Genomic DNA, 19816 nt, shown 5'->3' with positions numbered 1-19816 from the left:
AAACTATTACTATAACCGTAAAATTTTTTCTTTATTTGGGCTGATGGTAGCTTTGTCTATTCATTGTATCCAACCTCGTGACCGACCAGGAGATTCATCTATGGCAAGCTTTTCGGGAAGGTGATCGCAGCGCCTTTGAGGCTTTGCTACGTACCTACTACCAGCCACTGTTCGAATACGGGACCAAATTCCTGAAGGACCGGGACCAGTTGAAAGACTGTTTGCACGATCTGCTGGTTAATTTATGGGAACGCCGGGCTTTTCTGAACGAGACCGAAAATCTGAAATTGTACCTTTTTAAAGCGTTCCGAAACCGGATCTTTAAAGAAAAGCAAAAAACCGGCTACCTGTCGGGCCTGTCCGACGGGGATAACCAGGAATTCGAAGCCGACGATTACGCCGAAAACCTGATCATTCAGGACGAAACCAGCCGCGAACAGCAGGTCCGGGTGCAACACCTCATCGGGCGACTCTCTAAGCGACAACGCGAAATCCTGCATCTGAAATTCTACGAAAACCTTTCCAACGAACAGGTGGCCGACATCCTGGGAATTTCCCGCCCGGCGGTGGCCAATCTGTTGTACCAAAGCCTGAAACAGTTTCGGGAACACTGGCATCTGCTCCTTTTTATCTGGACGGTTTTCTGAGGACAACGCCACCTAATCCCTGGCAATCAGGCCCTTACGGATTTTTCTTATTTTTTTTCGTACTTTTTGATGATTTCGAAGATCTTTTAAGACTATCCTCATAGAAAGCCGCCTAAACTGTGCTTTATCATGAAGAAGTATAAGGATTACAACCTTGAAGATTTTCTATTTGATGAAAAATTCCAGCAGTGGGTTCGGTCGGGTTCGCCCGAACAGGTGAGCTTCTGGCGGAACTTAACGGCGGCTTATCCGGACAAAAAAGCCGAGTTGGAACAAGCCCAGGCGGTTATTCAAAGCTGGCAAAATCAGCCCGCTTCGCTGTCGGAACACGAACTGAATCAGGAAATCAACCGCGTCATGCAGTCCACGGAACCGGTGCTTGAACAGCCTCTTTCCGGCCCGGCCTACGGACTCGGCTGGTGGAAAGCCGCAGCCGCCATTATCCTGCTGGTGGGTGTGAGTTGGGGAATCTGGCAACAGCAATCGGCACCGGCGGCCTATTCATACGAAAAACTGACGGAAGCGTCGGCAGTGCCCCTTCGGGAAATCGTCAATTCAAAAGCTTCGGTGCTGCCGGTGACCCTGCCCGACGGCAGCCGGATTACGCTGTCGGAAAACAGCCGGATCAGCTATTCAACCCAATTCGATCAGGAAGCGTCGCGCGAGGTGTTTCTGACAGGGGAAGCCTTCTTCGAAGTAACCAAAAACCCTAAAAAGCCTTTTCTAGTCTATGCAAACGGCCTCATTACGCGCGTTGTCGGCACCAGTTTTACGGTTCGGTCGGCCGGAGCCAACGTTTCGGTGCGGGTTCGCTCGGGGCAAGTCGCGGTATATCGCATGCAGGAAGCCGATCCGAAAGCCCGCAACGCCGAACAGCTGTTACTGACACCGAATCAGCAGGCAACCTTTTCGGAAAAGGAAAACCGCCTGACCCGCTCGGTGGTCGAAAACCCGGTTTTGTTGCAAAAAGAATTGCAACCCGCCGTTTTCCACTTTGATAACACCCCGATTTCGGACGTTTTTGGCCTGCTGGAAAAAACCTACGGCTTACCGATCGTGTACGACAAAACCGTTCTGAAAAATTGCTACCTGACCGTTCCGCTGAGCAACGAGCCTTTCTTTACCAAGCTAGACATCGTTTGCCGGACGATCGGGGCCACGTATCAGGTTTATGATACCCAAATCGTCATTGCCGGCCAGGGCTGCGACTAACCTTTAACTAAACCTCATCTCTATGCAAAAAACGTAGACGTTCTTCACAAAAAAGCCGGTAATGGGTCCAGCATTACCGACTTCAGTAACTCCCTCATTAGTAGTGTAATGATTGTCCCTCCAAAAAGGGGCCCGGGAGAGTTTTGCTTTTTTCTCATTCAAAAGCGGTGGTAAATTATGAAAAAAACGACAACACGCAATTTTTTTGCGCTCATTATGAAAGTTACCGGTGTACCTATGATGCTGGTTCTGTTGCTTGCCGGAATGGCCTATGGCCGGAACGGACTGGCGCAGGAACTGCTAAACCGCACCGTCACGGTAGAAGCGGATCAGCGGGAACTACGAGTCGTTCTGAATCAGTTGGAAAAATCGGCGAAAGTACGGTTTTCGTACATTCCGGCGCTGATTCGGGATCGAAAAGTAAGCGTTACGGCCCACAATCAACGGCTGAGCGACGTATTGGAAAAAATGCTGCGCCCTCTGCGAATTCAGTATTCCGTAGCCGGGGGGTATATCATTCTCAACCGGGAAACCGAACCCTCCGGCTCCACCAACTCCACGATTCCAACCGGCGACAACGACCAGGCCCAGGCTTCCATGTCTCTGATCCTGCCCGCCGAAGAAACCATTTCGGGTAAGGTGGTCGGCGAAAATAACGAAGGGTTACCCGGTGTCAGCGTCGTCCTGAAGGGAACAACGCGCGGAACCACCACCGACGCCGATGGAAAATACCGGCTGGCGGTGCCGGATCGAAAAGCGGTCCTGGTCTTTTCCTTTGTGGGGTTTACCAGCCAGGAAATATCCGTTGGCAATCAATCGGTTATCAATCTTACCTTACAACCGGACACCAAATCGCTGAGTGAGATCGTGGTGGTAGGCTACGGTACGCAGAAGAAAGTCAACGTAACCGGTGCCATTTCGATGGTGGACGGAAAAAGCCTGAACCAGGCCCCCACCACACACGTCACCAACACGCTGGCGGGTCGCGTCGCCGGGGTCATTGCCGTCAACCGGTCGGGCGAACCGGGTTCCGATGGCTCCAGTCTGTTCATCCGCGGACGCAGTACACTGGGTGACAATTCTCCCCTGATTGTGGTCGACGGCATTCCCAGCCTGCTCGGTGGCCTCGACAAAATCGACCCGAACGATATTGAAAGCCTTTCCGTGCTGAAAGATGCCTCGGCCTCGATTTACGGTTCACGGGCGGCCAATGGCGTTATTCTCATCAAAACCAAACGCGGAAAAAGCGGTAAGCCCACCATCGACTACAGTTTCAATCAGGGTTTTGTGGCCCCCACGCGCTTGCCCGAAATGGCCGACGCGGCTTTGTACGCCCAATTGGTCAACGAAATTCAGGAATACGCGGGTGGACAACCTAAATACACCCAGGATGATATTACTAAATTTCGTGACGGTTCGTCGCCCTGGACCCACCCCAATACCAACTGGGTCGATGAAGTTATCAAACCGGTTTCGCTGCAAAACCGCCAGAATTTATCCCTGCGCGGAGGCAGTGAAAAGGTGCGCTATTTTGTATCACTGGGAACGCTCTACGAAGATGCGGTGTACCGAAACAGCGCCACCAATTACAAACAGCAGAACCTGCGGATTAACCTCGATGCGGACGTGAATCAATACGTTCGGCTGACGTTCGACGTGCAGGGACGACACAGCAACAAAAATTATCCACCGTTAAGCTCCTCTTCGATTTTCCGATTTCTGCTGCGTGGTCGTCCGACCGAAACCGCCGTCTGGCCCAACGGCCTGCCGGGTCCCGACATCGAACAGGGCAACAATCCGGTGGTAACCTCTACCAACACGATCGGCTATAACCGGCACGATATCAACCTGGGCAACATCATTTTCGGGGCCAATATCAAAATTCCGGGGGTCGAAGGGTTGTCGGTAGACGGAAACCTGGCGGCCAGTAAAGAACTGACCCACAAGAAGAATTTCATCAAACCGTGGACGCTCTATACGTTCGGCGGTTTTGACGCCCAGAACAACCCGATTCTGAACGGAGCGGCCCGGGGTGTCGCCAAACCGGAATTGTCGGAAGCGTTTGTTCATGAGCAGCAGGTGACGTTCAACGCCAAGATTAACTACAACCGCGCGTTTGGTCCGCACAACCTCGGAGCCTTTGTTGCCTACGAGCAGAACGAACAGAAAGGAAACGACTTTTCCGGGAAACGAAAATTCTTCGTTTCCCCCATCGTCGATCAGTTGTTTGCCGGTGGACAGGACGAGCGCGAAATCACCGGACAGGGGTTTGAAGCCGCCCGCCGGAACTACTTTGGCCGGGTATCGTACCAGTACAGTGAAAAGTATCTGTTCGATTTCAACTGGCGGTACGATGGTTCGCAGAACTTCCCGAGCGACCGGCGGTTTGGCTTCTTTCCCGGTTTTTCGGCGGGCTGGGTGGTTTCCAACGAAGGCTTCTGGAAAGGCAATGTCAACGCGGTTAACTTCCTGAAACTACGGGGTTCGTGGGGGCAAATGGGGAACGATAAAGTTGCCAATTTTCAATACCTGAGCATCTACGGTTTTGATTCCGGCACCATTCCGGGCGCGATTTTTGGCAATAACCTGAGCCTGAATTCGGCCATCTACCCGGTCCGGATTCCGAACCCGAACATTACCTGGGAGGTGGCCAACACCTTCAACCTGGGGGTCGAAACGCATTTCTTCAACGGAGCCCTAACCGTCGAAGCCGATTATTTCAACACCCAACGGTCCAACATTCTGATTCCGCGCTCGGCCTCAACGCCGGAATATACGGGCATGGTGTTGCCCGACGAGAACCTCGGAAAAGTACGGAACCGGGGCTTCGATGCGCAAATCGCTTACCGGAAATCATTCGGCAAGGTAAAATTCGATGTAGCCGGAACGGCTTCGTACTCCCGCAACAAGGTGCTCTTCTGGGATGAATCGCCGAATGTTCCGGATTACCAGCGCTATACCGGTTCCACTATCGGATCGGGCCTGTATTACGACGCCATCGGTGTCTTTAAAACCGTCGATGAAGTCAACAGCTCGCCGAAATTTTCGGGTGCGCGACCGGGCGATGTGATTTTCCGGGATGTCAACGAGGACGGCAAAATTGACGCTCTGGACCGGATTCGGGTCAACAAATCGGAGTTTCCCAACCTGACGTACGGGTTAAATCTCGGCGTTCGCTACCAGGGGTTTGACCTGACGATGCTGTGGCAGGGTGCCGGGGATGCCAACCAGTACGTCCGGACCGAATCGGGCCTGGTCGGTAACTTCCCGCGTGAATACGTCGAAAACCGCTGGACCAAAGACAACCCGAATGCCACCGTTCCGCGCGTATTCGACAACCGCGAATACTGGATTACGCAGCAAAACACCTACTGGTTGTATAACACCAATTACCTGCGGCTCAAAACCCTGCAAATCGGCTACAACATTCCGGCGGCTCTGACGCAAAAGCTGAAGATGCAAACCCTGCGGGTGTATGTGAGCGGCCAGAACCTGCTGACCATCGATAAGGTCAAACTGTTCGATCCGGAAGTACCGAACGGGTCAGGTCAGTATTACCCGCAAATCAGAATTTTGAACGCTGGCGTCAGTTTGAGCTTTTAATGACCATTTCCATGAAAAAAATAACCCGCATACTATCCGCTTCTTTTTTGATTCTGATTCTGTCCGGAACGATGTCGTGTCAGGAGGATTTCCTGGAGCGGAAACCGCTCGACGCCATCAGCGACGCCGACGTCTGGAATGATCCGGCCCTGGTGGAAGCGCTGGTGAACGATTTTTACGCCCGCATCTGGGATCCATTCCGCGACGACTGGAAGGTGATGCACACCGCCGTGACCGACGAAGGCATGTATATCCGTGACAAGGGCACGGATGTGGTGGTGAAGGGCACGCTGACTCCCGAAAACATGGGAACCCTGACCCAGTTTGGCCGCTGGACGGACTATTACAAAAACATCCGCAACTGCAACACCTTCATGGCTCAGATCGCCAATGTGCCCTTCAAAGACGAAAAGCTACGCCAGCGGTTAACTGGCGAAGTCTATTTCCTGCGGGCTTATTACTACTTCAACCTGGTCAGTTACTGGGGCGGGGTGCCGCTATTTAAGGAGAACTTTGATCTCAACAACAAGGATGGGATGCTGATCGAACGCAGCTCTTTTGCCGACTGTGTGACGGCCATTGTGGCCGATTGTGACAAAGCGATTGAGCAGCTACCCGAAACCCACAACAGCGACAACACGGGCCGGGCCACGAAATTTTCGGCCATGGCGCTGAAATCCCGGTTGCTGCTCTATGCCGCCAGCGATCTATACAACAAACCAGGCAACACCAACGCGCTGGTGGGATATACGGACGGCAACCAGCAGCAACGCTGGCAGGCCGCCAAAGCCGCGGCCAAGGCCTTGATCGACAAACCGGGTCCGCACAAATTGTATACGCCCACTGACTCGGCGGCCGAAAATTATTCGCGGATTTTCCTGGATAATCACAACCCCGAAATCCTGTTTGCCAAGCTGCACAACAAGCAACTGAGCGGCACCTCGCTCGATCTCTGGAACGGGCCGAACGGCTACCACAACTGGGGTGGCAATGTCCCGCTGGAGGAATTTGTAAGTGGTTATCAACTGCGCGACGGCAGTGCGTTTAGCTGGACCAACCCGGTTCAGTCTAAGCAGCCCTATGCCAACCGCGACCCCCGGTTTTACGCGTCGATCCTCTACAACGGTGCTCCCTGGCGGACGCGTCCGGCCGACGCGGCTGCTTCCGACCCGGTAGGCATTATCCAGACGGGTAATATGGAACGCTGGAACAATGCCACCGGCAAAATCGAGGTGATCCCGGGCGTCGATACGCGCAATAGTCCGGTCGAAAACTGGAATGCCACCACAACCGGTTATTACACCCGGAAGTTTCTGGACAAAAACGTTGACGGGCAGTTTTTCCGGGGTGATCAGCCGTGGATCATGTTCCGGTTTGCCGAAATTCTGCTGAACTACGCCGAAGCCTGTCTGCGGCTGGGCGAAGAAGCCGAAGCCCGTACGTACCTGACGATGGTGCGCAAACGGGCCGGTATGCCCGCCGTGTCCTCCACCGTAACCGGTGCCGCCCTGCTAGATCTGTACCGGTATGAACGCAAATACGAACTGGCCTTTGAAGGACACCGGTATTTTGACGTCCGGCGCTGGGGCATTGCGGAACAGACCCTGAACAAGCACGCGACCGGCATCGAGATTCTGGGCAAGCTGAACCCCGACCGAACCACGCATACGTATGAATACAAGGTCGTACAGGTCGCCACGCGGGCGTTCAATCCGAAAGGGTACTTCTCCCCCATTCCGGTGGGCGAAATCCAGAAAAACCCGAAGTTGAAGCAGAATCCGCTTTATTAATCTATCTTGAGCGTTGCGGAAAGACGGTTTTTGGCTTCCGTAACGCTCTTCTTTTCTTTAATCAACGCTGAACTATGCCCTTTAACCGACGATCCTTTCTCGAAAAAGCATCAAAAATTGGCACCCTGAGTGCGGTTTCGCCCGCGGCATTGGCTGCGGTTTCGCCAGCAGCCAATGAGATCAACTCGTTTGTAACGGGTCCTTATCTCCAAAACGTTAGCCAGACGGAAGCCACCATTGTGTGGGTGACCAGTAAAAACAGCCTGAGTTGGGTTGAATACGGAGCCGGTATGCACTTAAGCCTGAAAGGGTACCGGTACCGCAACGGCCATGTGGAAGCCAACAACAAGATTAACAAGATTACGCTCAAAGGATTAAAACCCGGAACGACGTACCGGTACCGCATCGTCTCCTCCGAAATTCTGAATTTTCAGCCCGCCAAAGTGGAGTACGACAAGCCCATTCAGAGTCCTATGTATACCTTCAAAACACCGGGGCTGAACGATGATGAGGTCAAACTGGTCATTTTCAACGACATTCACGACCGGCCGCAGACGATTCCCTACATGCTGTACCGGCACGGGTATACCGGCAACAAACCGGATTTTGACTTTGTCGTTTTCAACGGCGATTGCTTCGACAATGTCAATACCGAACAGCAGGTTTTTAAACACCTGATCAACCCCGCCGTCGATATTTTTGCCAAAGAGATTCCGTTTATTCTGACCCAGGGCAACCACGAAACCCGGGGGGCTTTTTCGCGGAATATCCCCGATTATTTTGCGTATCCGACGGAGGAATATTACTACGCTTTCACGCAGGGACCGGTCCGGTTTGTGGTGATGGATTCGGGCGAAGACAAAACCGATGACAACTGGGAATACAGCGGTCTGGCGGCTTATGATCAATACCGTATTCAGGAACGGACCTGGCTCGAAAAAGAAATTGAGTCCGAAGCGTTCAAAAAGGCCACCTACCGGGTGGTGCTGATTCACATTCCGCCGTTTCATTCCGGTGACTGGCACGGCCCGTTGCACAACCGCGAACTGTTTGCGCCCCTGTTTGCCAAAGGGAAAGTCGATCTCGTGCTTTCGGGCCACACGCACCGCTACGGGGTTCACCCGCCGGATGCCAGCCATCCGTACCCCATCGTTATCGGCGGGGGGCCGCTGGAGGGAAACCGGACGCTGATCAAGCTGAATGCCAACTCCAAAGAACTTAACCTCCGCATGATCCGCGACGATGGCGAAGAAGTGGGCAAGTATTCGGTCAAAAAAGCCCGGACGTAAGGATAGACAAAAGAGAAGAGACGTGAGACAAGAGATCAAACTCTTTCTTCTCACGTCTCTTGTCTCACGTCTCGCTTCTCTTGTCTACATCAAATCAATACCCCGGATTCTGCTTGATTTTCGAGGAGTTGATGTCAATCTGACTCTGCGGAATGGCAAACACCAGATTATTTTCAGTCACATTGGTTTTGATGCCGATCGCGGTTGCTTTGGCTTTCAGCACGTCCAACGCCCGACCGGTGCGCACCAGGTCGAACCAGCGGTGCCCTTCGAAGGCCAGCTCGACGCGCCGTTCCTGCTCAATCGCCAGCCGCATGGCCGCCTGGGTTCCAAGCTCGGCACCGGTTTTTGGAGCGATTCCGGCCCGCGTCCGGATGCGGTTTAAGAACGGCAGCGCATCGGCGGTTTTGCCGGTTTCGTTCAGGGCTTCAGCATACATCAGCAACACGTCGGCGTAGCGCAATACCGGCCAGTTATCTTCCGAATCACCGTTGATAACCGGTGGATCTTTGTATTTCCGGATGAAGTTGTAGTCCACCTTGACACCGCTGGCGTTGGTGTAACTGGTCGCCAGTGAAACGTCTTTCCGCAAATCGCCGGGTTCGTAAGCCGCAATCATATCCGGCGTCGGTTGGTTGTTGCCCCCGCCCCCGAACTGAATCACCGCGTTCCCCGAGTTTTCGGGCGCGTAAGCATTGGCAAAACCGCTGCCTTCGCCGATGCTTCCTTTTTTGTACTGTACGTCAAAAACCGACTCTTTATGGTTCTTGTTAGAAGCCTGAAAAACCGCGGCATAGGTCGGTAACAGATCATACGTCCCGGCATCGATCACTTCCTTCAGTTTCGTAGCCGCATCAGCGTATTTCTTCTGCGTTAAATACACCTTCCCCAGCAACGATTTGGCGGCTCCGCGCGTAGCCCGGCCAATGTTAGTGCCGGTATAGCTCACATCCAGCACGGCTTCGGCATCCGTCAAATCCTTGATGATCTGCGCATAGACATCGGCAACCGGGGTCCGCCCGTACTCGTAACCTTCCTGCGGATCGGTAATTTCCTTGACAACCAGCGGCACATCCCCAAACACCCGGACGAGGTTGAAATACATCAGGGCCCGCAAAAACTTGGCTTCCCCAACGATGCGTTTTTTCAGCGTTTCGTCCATGGTAATCCCTCCGCTCCGATCAATAACCGCGTTGCAGCGGTAAATACCGCTGTAGCCATCGCTCCAGCGGGTCGCCAGAAATGGGTTTGTGGTGCGCAGGTAAAACTTATCGAATTCGTCCTGATCCGTTACCGAACCTGACAAAACCGGTCGTGTGTCATCGGAAGGTATTTCCGACACGACGTAGTATTGACCATACTGACCATTCGATTGAAGGGCGCCATAAGCACCATTCAGGGCATTCAGCAAATCCGCACTGGTTTTATAAAACGTTGCGGTACTGGCCTGTGAAATTGGCGATAAGGCCAAAAACTCATCTTTACAACTCGTCAGCGTGAGGCTCAGCAAGGCAACAACTAAATATTTTCGTTTCATGGTTGTTCAGAATTAAAGACCAATGTTTACGCCAATCGTGTAGGTACGGGCCAGCGGGTAGCTGCCATAATCGACCCCACCGGTCAACGGACCTTCGTAGCCACTTACCTCCGGATTGTAACCCAGGTATTTCGAAATCGTCAGGGCATTTTGCACCCCGCCATATACCCGCAGGCTTTGCACCTTGATGCGCTGAATCAACGTTTTAGGCACATTGTACCCTAACGTAATGTTCCGAATCCGGAAATAGCTGCCATTTTCGATCCACCGCGACGAAACTGCGTTGTTGTTACCAGTCGTCCGCGAGTTGGCGCGGGGCGTAATGCCATCGCCGGGCTGTTCCGGTGACCGCCAGCGGTTGAGTACCGTCGTCAGGTTGTTGGAGTTTCCTTCCAGGTTTTCGTAAAACCGGCGCGACAGGTTCAGAATGCTGGAACCCTGAACACCCTGAATCACAACTCCCAGATCAAACCCTTTATAACTGAAGGTGTTCGTCACCCCGTAAATGAAATCCGGCTGGTTATTGCCAATCAGCGTGCGGTCGTTGGCATCTACTTTACCATCGCCATTGACGTCCTCATACTTCACATCGCCGGGTCGGGAATCGGCAAAATGCGGATAGGAATCCAGGTCAGCCTGATCGCGGAAGACACCGAGTTGCTTATACCCATAAAAACTTCCCAGCGGCTGACCAATCATGGTGATGTTCGTTTCACCAACGCCGGATCCGCTCCGAATCGGGTCGCCTGTGGGCCCGAGTGCCAGCACGGTGTTCCGGTTAAATGAGAAATTCAAATCCGTCGTCCAGGTAAAGGCACCGGTCAGGTTGCGGGTGTTCAGCGCCACTTCCAGCCCCTTATTTTCTACCTTTCCAATGTTCCGAACCGCCGTTGAAAAACCGGTCAGGGTTGGCACCTGCACCGCCAGCAGCAAATCGGTTGTGATCCGTTTGTAATAATCCATCGTCAGGAAAATACGGTTGTTGAGCAGGCCCAGTTCCAGACCGATGTCGGTTTGGCGGCTTTTTTCCCAGGTCAGGTTTTCGTTTCCGATCGAATTGACGGCCAGACCGTTTGCCAGCACACCACCCAGCACATAATTATTAGCTCCTAGCAAACCGATCGACGGATAATTGCTCGAAAAGGCGTTGTTCCCCGAAATCCCGTAGCTCGCTTTCAGTTTCAGTTCTGAAATAATCCGGTTGTCTTTCAGGAATGCCTCTTCCGAGATCCGCCAACCCACCGAAGCGGATGGGAATGTACCCCAACGGCTGTTGATACCAAACCGGGAAGACCCATCTCGCCGGAACGAAGCATTGGCCAGATACCGATCTTTGAACGAATAGGAAACACGACCAAAATACGAAGCCAGCGACCACTGATCACGGATGTTCCGGCCCGCTTGCGTTCCAATAATCGTTCCGGCGTTCACCGTACGGACAATATCGTTCGGGAAATTATTGGCATCGATCCGGCTGCGTTCAAAATCATTTTTCTGACTTTCCATCCCCACCAGGACATCAATCCGGTGATCCTTGCCAATTTCCTTCTGGTAGTTTAAGGTATGGTTCGTCACCCAGTTCAATTCCTGCACGGATTCCGCGTAGGCAGCATTCGCCGTTGGCGGCAACAACTGATTCAGCGGTAATGCTGAAGTTCTATAGTAATTCTGCCGCATTTGCCGAACATCTCCGCCGATGGTTCCCCGGTATAAAACGCCAAAGGGCAGTTTTATTTCCGCGTAAGCATTCCCCAACAGGCGCGTCGTACGTAGTTTGTTATCAATCTCATAAATATTGGCAACCGGATTGGTAATACCACCCCAATCATAAGGTGCCGCGTAATACGACATGGAGTTATACACTGACGTTCCCGGCTGATAGATTGGGATAAACGGCGGCAAACTCAGGGCGGCATTGATGATTCCGTTATCGGCCCAGTGTCCATCGGTATTTACCCGGTTTTCTACCGAAAATGACGGACTCAGGCTAACCCCCATTTTTAGATAGGAAGTCATTTGTGCATCAATGTTGGTCCGAACCGTATAGCGATCAATACCGGAACGTTTGACAACCCCGTTTTGCTTCAGGTAATTTCCGGACACCATGTACTGTACCTTCTCGCTACCACCCGCAGCGGATAACTGGTAGTTGCTCATGGGCGCATTCTGGAAAATCATGTCCTGATACTTATAGGTCTCCAGGTTCGCCGGATTATCAAAATCCACCCCCGCAAATTCGCCGCGCGGATACCGATACCGCTGACCAGCCGGACGGACGCTATTCGGATCGCTAATTTTTGCACCGGCAACCCGTTCAAGGTACGCGTTGTTAAACGCTTCTTTTACGAATTCCGCGTATTGCTGGGAGTCCAGAATGTCCATCTTCTTCGTGATCTGCTGAACACCGGTATAGTAATCAAAATTCAGGCGAGACTGTCCGGATTTCCCGCGTTTGGTCGTCACGACCACCACCCCATTGGCTCCGCGAGACCCGTAAATGGCCGTCGCCGAGGCATCTTTGAGAATATCGATATTTTCAATGTCGTTCGGATTCAGCAGGTTCAATCCACCGCCGTTGGCCAGATCGCCCGAGTTCAGCGGCTGTCCGTCGATTACCACCAGCGGACCGTTGCCCGCGCTGATGGAACCCAGCCCCCGGATTTTGATGGACGGGCTATTGCCCGGCGCCCCGGTATTTTGCTGAATCAAAACGCCCGGCAAGCGCCCCGTCAGCCCTTCCACAATGTTCGGAACCGGCTGATCTTTAATCGTTTTAGTACTGATTGACGAGATAGAACCGGTTACGTCGCGCTTCTGCTGGGTTCCGTAACCAACTACGACAACTTCGTTTAGCGTCTGGTCGGATTGTTTCAGCGAAATATTTACCGACGACTGGCTGCCAACCGGCACCTCCTGCGTGACGTACCCAATGAAGCTGAATACCAGCGTCCCGCCTTCGTTCGGCACCGAAAGCGTGTAATTACCCGATGCATCGGTGGTGGTTCCGCGGGTTGTATTTTTCAGGGCAACGCTCACCCCCGGTAAGCCTTCTCCGTTTTCTTCCGCCGTTACCCGCCCCGAAATCCGGCGTTCCTGCACGGCAATTTCCATTGGTTGCCGCAGCGCCAGCAGCGCCGGACCGGCATTCGCCAGCCGTTCGTCCGCGACAGCATTGATCCGGGTTTGCACCCATTGAGTGTCATCCATCGGCGCCACTGCCGGTGTGATGCGACTCGTTTCCTGATCCGCTTCAACGATGACATAGTAGAGATCATCGACCTTACGGAAGGTCAGTTTGTTCGGTTTTAGAACCGCGTTCAAAACAGCTTCCCGATCGGCCGAGTTGGGCAAGGGCAGACTCACGGTTTTGTCGCGCAGGATTTTGCGCTGGAACGCAAACTTCACCCCGTATTTCCGCTCCAGGTCACGCAGCACATCGGTCAGGGCGCGGGCAGCAGGGCTGCCCGTACGGGTCGTCCGGGAAAACTCCTGCGACCAACGAGGTTGTTGAGGAGTGGCAGACGATGCCAGCATTTGCGCTTCGGCGGTGGTTGTCAGACACCACACGCCCAGAATCGCCAATCGAATCATAGTTGGTAAGGGATTCTTCATTGTGTTAGTTGGATAAGACAATCTGATTTTTTTCTTGATTGATTCGTAACCGGAAGGTTTCGGCAATCAGTCGCAACAATAGGTTTGGTTTGTCGGCCGGTACCGTACCAGAAAACCGTTCGGTCAACAGGCGTTGGTCGGCAGTGGAAACCGTCAGTCCGTACTGATCCTGCATCCGCTGGAAAATTTCCTGAAGAGGTTCGTCGTCCATCACCAGCAGGTTATCCCGCCAGGCTACGTAGCGGTCGGCATCCACCCGCGTCCGGCGGATAGCGGGTTGCCCCTCCGTGGTTTCCACCAGATCGCCGGGTTGCAGCATCAGATCCGGTTGCCGGCCGAGATAGACCCTGACCTTTCCTTCCTGCAACACCACCTGCATCCGGCTCCGGCGGGTGTTCACATTAAACCGGGTACCCAGAACCACTACGTCGGCAGCCCCGGTATGCACGACAAACGGCATTCGATCGCCCGACGAGAGCGGTTTTTTGGTGACGTCGAAAAACGCTTCTCCCTTCAGCAGGACCTCCCGACGCCCTACGGTTTGCCAGTCGGCCGCCACTTCCAGCCGCGAATTGGCGTTCAGCGTCACCACCGAGCCATCCGGCAGTGTAACCGTCCGAATTTCACCGTACGCCGTTTGGTACGTAATGGAAGGAGCAGCCCGATTGGTATACCACCATCCCAAACCCGCCAGCAGGAGAACGGCTACGGCAGCAGCATAGCGGAACAAAACCGGTCCGAACCAGACCTGCCACGACTTCGGTTGCTGGTCCAGCTGTTTCTGCCGAAGGCGTTGAAAAGAAGCCTGTACCTCCGGCTCCGGAATGTCTGTCCAGGTGGCATCCAAGCCGGAAACCAGCAAACGAGCCTCTTCAACAATCGCTTGTTGCGTCGGATAAAGTGCCTTAAACGATTCCCAGAACTGGTTCCGTGCCAGCGTCGGCTGGCGAACCCACAACCGAAAGTCGGGTTCGCGGGCGAGGCCCATGGCGTCGAGCGTAGCGTAATAATCCTGCGGTTTCATGCCGGGTAACGAGTCAATTACCCGTAAGAGTTGAAACCTCGCCGTTTGTAGTAAGAAGAAAGGAAAAATTTGTGGTTTTTTCGGAAATATTGCGCACTAGTCAAACAACCGGAGCAGAAGCAGTAAAACTGGCCAGTTGGACTCCAGTCGTTTGCGCAGGGCAGTCAGCGCCTGATAGAGCTGCGTCCGGGCCGTATTGTAGGTAATGCCCATCACGGCGCAAATGTCGTCGTAGCTTAAATCCGTAAAGTAACGAAGGTACAACACTTCCCGCTGGCGGGGCGACAAGGTTTTGAAGGCCCGTTCCATCTGTTCGTACTGCTCCTGATTGAGCCGTTCCTCCACCAGCCGGTCTTCGGCCGAGGGTTCCGGCGACAAAAGGCCAAACGGCTCCTCCCCGTCGGCTTCGGCAAACCGGCGCTGCCGCTCGCTGAGTTGCTTCACCAGCCGGTTGCGGAACGCTTTCAGGAGATACGACTGCACCGATTGCGGTTGGATGAGCGTCCGGCGGTAATTCCAGAGATCGATAAAAACGTCGTGAATGGCGTCTTCGGCGGTCGTCGTATCGGCCCCAAACCGCCGACCGTAATTCATCAGATGCCGGTAATGCGCCGAATACAAAGCGGCAAACGCCGTCTCACTGCCTTCCCGGAAAGCATTCCAGAGCATCATGTCGTTGGCAGGATCGGGTCGGGCGTTCATCGGCGGGTCAGTCACGTCATCCATACGGAGATTGGCAACAAACTTAACCGATTCCTACAAAAACTGGTACTATTTACCGATTAATTTGATGCGGGTGCCACTCGTCCAGGCCGCAAATCCCGGGGGCTGGTATTGGTCAAAACCGGCAAATGGCCTAGTTTTGCGCCTAGCGAAAACCGGTTTTTCACCTACTACTCAAAAACCGCAGCCATAGCCTCCGGCTGTGGCCGGTGTCTCTGATATGACCTTACGCGAAGCCCAGGATACGGTCGATGGATGGATCAAAACCGTCGGCGTCCGGTATTTCAACGAATTGACCAACATGGCGATGCTGACCGAGGAAGTCGGCGAAGTAGCCCGGATCATCGCCCGGCGGTACGGCGAACAGTCGGAAAAAGAATCCGATAAGCACAAAGACCTGGGCGACGAAATGGCCGATGTCCTCTGGGTGCTGATCTGCCTGGCCAACCAGACCGGTATTGATCTGACGGCGGCTTTCCAGAAAAATATGGAGAAAAAAAACATCCGCGACTCGACACGGCATCGGGATAATGAGAAATTAAAGTGAACGTTATTTCGCGGAGTTAAGCGGAGATCAAAAGAGTTAAGCGGAGCCTCTGATAACCGCTGATTTACTCCGCTTAACTCCGCGAAACAACTTAACTTTATTCAACTTAATAAATAAAAAATTGCACTATATTTCCGTATCAGCCTAAACCCTTGACGCGGACGTATGGAACGCAGAGATTTCATCAAAACCACGGCCCTGCTGGGCGGTGCCTCTACGCTTTTCGGGCCAGCCGCCCTGTCCGGCCCGGTAAAAACCGCCGAAACGTTCTGGCTCGATGGTCCGATGCGATGGGCGCAGCTGGCTTTCGTGGAACGCGACCCCGGCCATTACGACCCGGATTTCTGGCTCCATTATTTCAAACGCATTCACGCCACCGGCGCGCTGCTCAGTGCGGGGGGCGTCGTGGCCTTTTATCCAACCCAGGTTCCACTGCACCACCGGAGCGATTTTATGGGTAATTCCAACACGCTGGGGTATCTGGTAGAAGGCTGCAAGAAACTGGACATGAAAATCATGCTCCGCACCGATCCGCACGCGGCCCGGCAGAACGTCTACGAGGCTCATCCCGACTGGATTGCGGTAACGGCCGACGGCCAAAAACGCCGTCACTGGGCGAATCCCGATTTATGGGTCACCTGCGCCCTGGGTCCGTATAACTTTGAGTTCATGACCCAGGTGACCCGCGAAATCATGCAACAGTTCCAGCCGGAGGGCATTTTCTCGAACCGCTGGGCCGGTCACGACATTTGCTACTGCGAACACTGCGTCCGGAATTTCCGGGCAGCCTCCGGGCTGGACTTGCCCCGGAAAGCGGATAAACTGGACCTCACGTACCGGAAATGGGCCGACTGGCGGATGAAACGTCTACGCGAACTCTGGGCGGTTTGGGATGCTGAAATCCGCCGGCAAAAACCGACGGCCCGCTTCATTCCCAACGGTTTCCCGGACAAAGTCATCACCGGCCGGGAAGCCGACCTCTTTTTTGCCGATCAGCAGGCCCGGCGCGGGCTGATGCCACCCTGGGCAAACGGAAAAGGGGCCAAAGAACTCCGGTCAACGCTCGGGCTAAAACCGCTTATCGGGATTTTCAGCGTAGGCATTGAGGAAGAGTTTCGCTGGAAAGACTCGGTCCAGAGCGACGCCGAAATCCGGATTTGGGTGGCCGAAGGAACCGCCAACGGGATGCGTCCGTGTTTCGTCAAATTCGGGGCCGACATCTACGACAAACGCTGGATGGAAGCCGTTGCCAGCCTGTACGAACGGTATTACAAAAATGAACCCTACCTGCGAAATACCGCCCCGATGGCGCGGGTTGGTGTCGTTTATTCGGAGCAAACCGACCGCAACTACGGCGGAAAACCCTGGCAGCAGAAAACCGGCGACCACCTCGATGGCATGTACCACGCGCTGGTGGAAAACCGTATTCCGTTCGATATGGTCAACGACCGGCTGCTGACGCCCGACGATCTGAAGCGCTTCAAGCTGCTGATCCTGCCCAATATTGCCGCCCTGTCGGACACGCAATGCCAGCAATTGCGGGCGTTTGTCAACAACGGCGGTAGTCTGGTGGCGACCTTCGAAACCTCGCTGTACAACGAAGAAGGTCAGCAGCGGCCCGACTTCGGACTGGCCGGTTTGTTTGGCGTCTCGTACGATCAGAAGGTGGAAGGTCCGATGCGAAATAGTTACCTGCACCTGCGGCACGATGCCCGAAACAGCCAGTCGCAACTGATTCTGAAGGAACTGGACGGCACCCCCCGCATTATTAATTCGATTTACAAAGTTCAGGTCAAACCCACCGCTTCGTTTCCCAGCCCGATTACCCTCATCCCCACGTATCCTGATCTGCCGATGGAAGACGTGTACCCGCGCGTGGCCGAAACCGATACCCGGGAGTTGTATCTGCGACAGGTGGGCAAAGGGCGGGTTGCCTATATTCCCGGCGACCTCGACCGGTCGTTCTGGCAGCTTATGAATACGGACCATTGCCAGCTTTTGGGCAACGTTATTCAGTGGGCGCTCGACGAAGAACCCGTTACCACCGTCAGCGGCCCCGGCGTCATTGACATAACGGTCTGGCGGCAAGCGAACTCCCTGACGGTCCATCTGGTCAATCTCACCAATCCGATGATGATGAAAGGCCCTTTTCGGGAACTGATTCCGGTTGAAGCGCAGGTAAGCGTACCGGTTCCGGCGGGTACCAGCGTGAAAGGCGTCAAACTCCTGATGAGTGACGGAAAACCGACGTATGAATTGAAAAACGGGAAAGTAACGGTAACGGTCCCCCGGATTCTCGACCACGAGATTGTGGCGCTGGACTTAGCTTGATTAGTACACAGGGTTAATCAGGGAACATCAGAGGTTATCAGAGATTTACTCTGGTTCACTCTGATTAACCCTGTGTAATACCCTTTTACAACCCATATTTATCCAGCAAGTAAATCAGCGCGGCCATTGATGCAGCTCCCAGTTCGAGTTCGCGCTTGTTGACCGTTTCGAAGCGGTCGATGCCCGTATGGTGGTAATCGAAATACCGTTGTGGATCCGGTTTAAAGCCCAGCAGCACGACGCCCTGCTGCGCCAGTGGGCCAATATCCGCCCCGCCCGAACCCGCGCCAATTTCGTGCAACCCGTACGGAGCCAGCAGTGGTTTCCAGGCCATAATGTTAGCCCGCTGTTCCGGTGTGCCGACAATCCCAAAACCACGGGGCGTAAAACCGCCATTGTCCGACTCGACGGCGGCCAGGTGCTTTTCGTTGTTCTTTTTGGCGTAATCGGCATACCCGATGCCTCCGCGCAAGCCGTTTTCCTCGTTCATGAACATCACCGCCCGAATCGTGCGCTTCGGTTTAATACCCAACGCCTTGAAGGCCCGCAACACCTCTATGGACTGCACGCAACCCGAACCGTCATCGTGTGCGCCCTCGGCCAGATCCCAGGAATCGAGATGACCGCCCACCACAATAATCTCATCCGGTTTTTCCGATCCTCTAATCTCCCCCACGACATTGTAGGATTTGGCATCGGGCAGCGTTTCGCAATTCTGTTTGAAGTAAAACGTCAGGCCGGGGGTTTCTTTCAACGATTTGCTAAGCAATTCGGCGCCATTCGTGCTGATGGCGGCCATCGGAATCAGGGGCACTCCGGTTGCATACCGCATGCTGCCGGTATGCGGGTTATCGTCCATCGCGGTCGTCATCGAACGAACAAGGGCCCCCACGGCACCGAGTTTGGCGGCTTCCGTCGCGCCGTTCCCCCGCTGATCGACGGCCCCGGCATAGGCTTCAAAGGTGTTCAGTTTAGTGGGGTCCATTGGCCGGTTGTAAAAAACGATCTTGCCTTTTACTTTTTCCGCCCCCAACTCCCGCAGTTCCTGAAAATTTTTCACTTCAATCACCGGGGCTTCAATTCCTTTCGGAGATGTTGCGATTGAACCGCCCAACGCGGCAATCGGCACGGTTATTTTTTGTTTTCCGTTCTGAATGTAAGCGACTTCCCTGGCCCCGCGCACCCAGTGCGGCACCATCACCTCCTGTAAAAACACCCGATCGAACCCCTCTTTCTCCATCAACTGCTTCGACCAGTCGACGGCTTTCTGCGCCCCGCTCGAGCCACTCAGTCGCGGCCCAATCTGCTTGGTCAGCTGCCGCAGCCATTCGTACGACGGGCTGTTGGTCAGAATCTCGTTATAAATCTTGCGAATCGTTACCGAATCGGTTGACTGAGCGTAGGCTCCTGTCGTAAAGAGGCAAAAGAGGAGTAGCAGTTTTTTCATAGCATACGGGGGATATACTAAAAAACAGAAACCCCGCTTTATTGCCAAAGCGGG

12 protein-coding genes are annotated in these 19816 nt (G+C 53.9%); 7 read left to right on the top strand and 5 right to left on the bottom strand.

Annotated elements, in window-relative coordinates:
- The first annotated feature begins 77 nt into the window (after positions 1 to 77).
- From ACFPMF_RS17700 to ACFPMF_RS17680, 5 genes are all read left to right on the top strand, one after another.
- Positions 78 to 647: an RNA polymerase sigma factor gene (locus ACFPMF_RS17700; RefSeq protein ID WP_379847714.1), complete on the top strand. Its 570-nt coding sequence runs from the start codon at positions 78 to 80 to the stop codon at positions 645 to 647.
- 129 nt (positions 648 to 776) lie between these two features.
- Positions 777 to 1859 carry a FecR family protein gene (locus tag ACFPMF_RS17695; RefSeq protein WP_379847712.1) on the top strand — a complete coding sequence of 361 codons (1083 nt, stop codon included), beginning with the start codon at positions 777 to 779 and terminating at the stop codon, positions 1857 to 1859.
- A 237-nt stretch (positions 1860 to 2096) separates the two neighbouring features.
- Entirely contained in the window at positions 2097 to 5462 is a 3366-nt protein-coding gene (locus ACFPMF_RS17690) for a SusC/RagA family TonB-linked outer membrane protein (protein WP_379847710.1), read from the top strand.
- An 11-nt stretch (positions 5463 to 5473) separates the two neighbouring features.
- Positions 5474 to 7252 carry a RagB/SusD family nutrient uptake outer membrane protein gene (locus ACFPMF_RS17685; protein ID WP_379847707.1) on the top strand — a complete coding sequence of 593 codons (1779 nt, stop codon included), beginning with the start codon at positions 5474 to 5476 and terminating at the stop codon, positions 7250 to 7252.
- 74 nt (positions 7253 to 7326) lie between these two features.
- Complete coding sequence (locus ACFPMF_RS17680; RefSeq protein WP_379847704.1) at positions 7327 to 8541, top strand: purple acid phosphatase family protein; 1215 nt, start codon at positions 7327 to 7329, stop codon at positions 8539 to 8541.
- A gap of 94 nt (positions 8542 to 8635) precedes the next feature.
- Here ACFPMF_RS17680 and ACFPMF_RS17675 read toward each other — a convergent pair whose 3' ends face one another.
- From ACFPMF_RS17675 to ACFPMF_RS17660, 4 genes are all read right to left on the bottom strand, one after another.
- Positions 8636 to 10078, bottom strand: a complete 1443-nt coding sequence (locus tag ACFPMF_RS17675; RefSeq protein ID WP_379847701.1) for a RagB/SusD family nutrient uptake outer membrane protein — start codon at positions 10076 to 10078, stop codon at positions 8636 to 8638.
- A 12-nt stretch (positions 10079 to 10090) separates the two neighbouring features.
- Positions 10091 to 13690: a SusC/RagA family TonB-linked outer membrane protein gene (locus tag ACFPMF_RS17670; RefSeq protein WP_379847698.1), complete on the bottom strand. Its 3600-nt coding sequence runs from the start codon at positions 13688 to 13690 to the stop codon at positions 10091 to 10093.
- Between the two features lie 4 nt (positions 13691 to 13694).
- Positions 13695 to 14714, bottom strand: a complete 1020-nt coding sequence (locus tag ACFPMF_RS17665; protein WP_379847695.1) for a FecR family protein — start codon at positions 14712 to 14714, stop codon at positions 13695 to 13697.
- Positions 14715 to 14810: 96 nt separating this feature from the next.
- Positions 14811 to 15440, bottom strand: a complete 630-nt coding sequence (locus ACFPMF_RS17660; protein ID WP_379847693.1) for an RNA polymerase sigma factor — start codon at positions 15438 to 15440, stop codon at positions 14811 to 14813.
- Between the two features lie 217 nt (positions 15441 to 15657).
- On the opposite strand from ACFPMF_RS17660, the gene ACFPMF_RS17655 reads away from it, so the two are divergent.
- On the top strand, positions 15658 to 15984 hold the full coding sequence (locus tag ACFPMF_RS17655; protein ID WP_379847690.1) for a nucleotide pyrophosphohydrolase: 327 nt from the start codon (positions 15658 to 15660) through the stop codon (positions 15982 to 15984).
- 165 nt (positions 15985 to 16149) lie between these two features.
- The gene (locus ACFPMF_RS17650) at positions 16150 to 18315 is read left to right on the top strand and encodes an alpha-amylase family protein (protein WP_379847686.1); all 2166 of its coding nucleotides are present in this window, start codon (positions 16150 to 16152) and stop codon (positions 18313 to 18315) included.
- 85 nt (positions 18316 to 18400) lie between these two features.
- On the opposite strand, the gene ACFPMF_RS17645 is transcribed toward ACFPMF_RS17650, so the two are convergent.
- Entirely contained in the window at positions 18401 to 19762 is a 1362-nt protein-coding gene (locus ACFPMF_RS17645; RefSeq protein ID WP_379847683.1) for a M20/M25/M40 family metallo-hydrolase, read from the bottom strand.
- Positions 19763 to 19816: the final 54 nt, after the last annotated feature.

This window comes from Larkinella bovis (genome assembly GCF_042655385.1).
GTDB classification, from domain to species: domain Bacteria; phylum Bacteroidota; class Bacteroidia; order Cytophagales; family Spirosomataceae; genus Larkinella; species Larkinella bovis.
Note: the sequence above shows the minus strand (reverse complement) of the source record. Positions and strands in the feature narration are given on the sequence as shown.